This is a genomic window from Terriglobales bacterium (assembly GCA_035457425.1).
Lineage (GTDB): Bacteria > Acidobacteriota > Terriglobia > Terriglobales > Acidobacteriaceae > JACPNR01.
This window is the reverse complement of the sequence record DATIBR010000040.1, coordinates 1-3,314: the sequence shown is the minus strand read 5'-3', so window position 1 is coordinate 3,314 and position 3,314 is coordinate 1. Positions and strand designations below refer to the sequence as shown.

The following is a 3,314-nucleotide window of genomic DNA, read 5'->3' as shown; positions in this document are numbered from 1 at the left end:
AGCAGGTGGTTGTAGGTGTCGCCGTCGGGCGGGGTGCGCCGCGTGTCGTGGTCGTCCTTCTTCGAGATGTAGAGCTCGCAGCCGAGGATGGGTTTGATCCCGGCGGCCTGCGCGGCGTTGTAGAACTCCAGCGCCGCGAAGATGTTGCCGTGGTCGGTGACCGCGACCGCCGGCATGCCGTGCCCCTTCACGCGCTTGACGAGCGCGTCGATGCCGCAGGCGCCGTCGAGCAGCGAGTAATCGGTATGCAGGTGCAGATGGACGAATTGCGACGACATGGGTTCTAGCTAGATTTTATCTGCTCGGGAGGGGTGTCGGGGCCTGTGGATATGTAGGCTCCATGCAGGAAAAAGCCAACCACAAAGGACACGAAGGACACACCAAGGACCTTTGTGAAACCTTTGTGTCCTTTGTGGTGAGCCTACCGCTTCTTCTTGGCGGGCTTCTTCTGCGCCTTCTTGGCCGGCTTTGGGGCGGACTTCGGTGCAGGCTTCTTCGCTTCGGGCGGCGGCGGAGACTGCTTCGCGCCCTTCGCGGGCGGAGTCGGCGGAGGCGCGGCCTTGCCGCCCTTGCCCGTCTTTCCGGCGGACGCGGCGGCGGGCGCGGTGGTCGAGACGATCTCCGGTTCTTTCCCCTTCTTGCCCTTCTTGCCTTTTCCGGCGGGCACGACTTCCACCGGGGCGGGCGGCGGCTCCGGCTTGCGTCCGCGCTTGACCGGCGGCGGAGGCGGGGGCGGCGGAGGCGGCGGCTCGAACTGCTTCAGGAACTTCCTGATCTCGCTCTTCGAGCGCCCGTCGATCATCATGAAGAACAGGTGCTCGGTGACGATCGGGTACTCCTTGAGCTCGGGCGTGATGCGCAGCTCGATCATCTCCGGCGTCGGGATCTTCGACTTCACCTCGCGCCACTTCCGCAGGAAGTTCTTCAGCTTCTGCTGCACCGCCTGCTGGCGCGCGGTCACCGTCAGGAACAGGATGGTCTCGGCGCGATACTTGTCGAGCAGCTTCCAGGTGAGCGAGGGCGTGGCCGCTTCCTTCGACGTCAGCTTCTGCGCCAGTTCCTTCGCTTCGTCCTCAAGCGCGCGCCACTGTTCCACCAGCCACTTGTTCTGGACGAGCTTCTGGACCTCCTTGCGGTCGCTCTCGCCCATGCCGTCGGTCAGAAAGTACAGGATGGCGGGCGCCGGGTCGGTCGGATATCCGAACTCGGCCAGCGTCGTGCGCGTCTCGAGCAGGTCCTTCAGCCCCTGCGTGTCCACCTTCGCCACGGACCAGCGCGGATGCAGCACGCGCAGCCAGCCTTCCTTCTCGAAGGCGCGCATGACGGCGAGCGGGTCGTCTTCGTAAGCCAGGTGCTCGATCTCGCGGCCGCGCGCGTCGTCGAGGATGTAGTCGATGTACTTGTTCTCGAGCGCCGAGTTGTAGCGCGCCTGCGTCCGCTCTTCCAGCGTCCAGTGGTAGCGCGCCATGAAGCGCGTCGCGCGGATCAGCCGCGAGGGCTCTTCCAGGAAGGCGTAGTTGTGCAGCACGCGGATGAGCTTGCCCTCCACGTCGGCCACGCCGTTGAACGGGTCGAGCAGCAGGCCGCGCGAGCCCGGGTTCAGCGACAGCGCCATGGCGTTGACGGTGAAGTCGCGCCGCCGCAGGTCCTCGGTGATGGTCGCGGGATGGATCTCGGGCGGCTTGCCCGGCTTCTCATACTTCTCCGTCCGCGTGGTCACGATCTCCGCGCGCACGTTACCGGGCAGCAGCACGCCCAGCGACTTCAGCTCCTCGTTCTGCCACTGGACGACCGCGCCGGCCTTCTCCAGCTCCTTGACCATGCGCAGCGCCGAACCCTGCACGGCGAAATCGAGGTCGCGGATGGAGGCGCCCGAGATGATGTCGCGCACGCTGCCGCCCACGAGATACACGTTCATCTCGTGCGCGCGCGCCGCTTCGGTCACCAGCCCTACGCCCTTCTGCTGCTCGGGCGAGAGCCGCGAATCCATCATGTAGAGGTAGTCGGCCATTGCTCCTGGGGCGGGTCGGCGGGCGGACGACAGGCCGCCGCGGCCCTGTGGAAATCTTGTCTAACCTGTTGTTTCCAAACAGCTTACACTCGGTGCATCGGGCCGCGATAAACAGCACAAGATAACACAGGTTGACGTTCTTGGCTACTTTTGCCGCGCGGACATGGTTTTTTCGGGGAAAAGGGGCGAGAATGCCAGCTTCGTGAGGACCGCAGGTATAGCGGTCGTCTTCGCGGCACGCTATTACTGGTTTCCCGTTTCCCGTTCCCCGTTTCCCGAGGATATGGGTCCAACCGGAAACCGGAAACGGGAAACCGGAAACGCTTTGCCCTCGACCCACAAGAAAGTCATCGTCCGCAAGCTCGACCGCGACGCCATCCAGGGCTACGTCGCGCCCGAGTTCATCGCCGACGGCAAGCTCGAGCTGCTCAACGTCTCCGGCAAGGTGGTGCTGCTCGACCTGGCGGACATCAAGGGCGTGTACTTCGTGCGCGAGTTCAGCGAGGGCGAGGCCTTCGCGCGCAAGACCTTCGCCACCCGCCCGCGCACCGAGGGCCTGTGGGTGCGGCTCAAGTTCAAGGACAACGACACCATGGAAGCCCTGATGCCCAACGAGCTGACGCAGACCCAGCCCGAGGGCTTCAGTGTGATCCCGCCGGACACGCGCGCCAACACGCAGCGCATCTTCGTTCCCCGCACCGCGCTCGACTCGCTGACCGTGCTGGCCGTCATCGGCGGCGCCGCCGGCCGCGGCCGCAAAGCCGCCGCCGCTCCGGCAGGACAGGAAGAGCTGTTCCGGGAGTAGCGGATGATTCTCAAGAGTGTTCTGATGGGTTTGCTGTGTGTCGCCTTTGCGCTCGTCCTCACGGCATGCGTCATGATCGCCGTGGTTTTCGCGATTGGGCTGCTCAGTCCTGCAGCGCCGGACGGCTATGCCACTGGGTGGGACCCAATCTCGCTGACCAGGCCGAACATGTATTGGGCCATTCCCATCGTCGCGTTCATCGCCGGGTTCTTGTGGCAATATCGCAAGCCCGGGCGGTGATCCCACTTCCCTCGCCAATCTCCGCACGTACCATTGGAATCGCTGCTTCGCGACGGCTTTCTCCCCGGCTCAGCAATAGCCCATAGGGCGGCATTCGTTAGCCCAGCACGTAAGTGCTGGGAAGGCGTGCCCCCACAAACTCCGGAGTCCGGAGGACGGCACATGAGCCACTCCTACAGCAGCAACCTCGTCCACGCGTTTTTCGCGACCAAGGAACGCACGCCGCTCATCCCCGAAGACCGGCAGGAGAAACTCTGG

General features: G+C 64.6%; 4 protein-coding genes. 2 read left to right on the top strand and 2 right to left on the bottom strand.

Going from position 1 to position 3,314, the window contains the following annotated elements; translation table 11 throughout:
- Together VLA96_03180 and VLA96_03175 are read right to left on the bottom strand one after the other, a co-directional pair.
- A partial coding sequence (locus VLA96_03180; protein ID HSE48191.1) for a PHP domain-containing protein occupies window positions 1-278 on the bottom strand: 278 nt, incomplete at its 3' end.
- Between the two features lie 143 nt (window positions 279-421).
- Window positions 422-2,011 carry a hypothetical protein gene (locus VLA96_03175; protein HSE48190.1) on the bottom strand — a complete coding sequence of 530 codons (1,590 nt, stop codon included), beginning with the start codon at window positions 2,009-2,011 and terminating at the stop codon, window positions 422-424.
- Between the two features lie 325 nt (window positions 2,012-2,336).
- On the opposite strand from VLA96_03175, the gene VLA96_03170 reads away from it, so the two are divergent.
- On the top strand, window positions 2,337-2,816 hold the full coding sequence (locus VLA96_03170) for a hypothetical protein (GenBank protein HSE48189.1): 480 nt from the start codon (window positions 2,337-2,339) through the stop codon (window positions 2,814-2,816).
- A gap of 3 nt (window positions 2,817-2,819) precedes the next feature.
- On the top strand, window positions 2,820-3,056 hold the full coding sequence (locus VLA96_03165) for a hypothetical protein (GenBank protein HSE48188.1): 237 nt from the start codon (window positions 2,820-2,822) through the stop codon (window positions 3,054-3,056).
- The last annotated feature ends 258 nt before the right edge of the window (window positions 3,057-3,314 follow it).

Coding starts and splice junctions, on each gene's coding strand:
- VLA96_03165 (HSE48188.1), top strand. CDS start 2,820: ATGATTCTCAAGAGTGTTCTGATGGGTTTGCTGTGTGTCGCCTTTGCG.
- VLA96_03175 (HSE48190.1), bottom strand. CDS start 2,011: ATGGCCGACTACCTCTACATGATGGATTCGCGGCTCTCGCCCGAGCAG.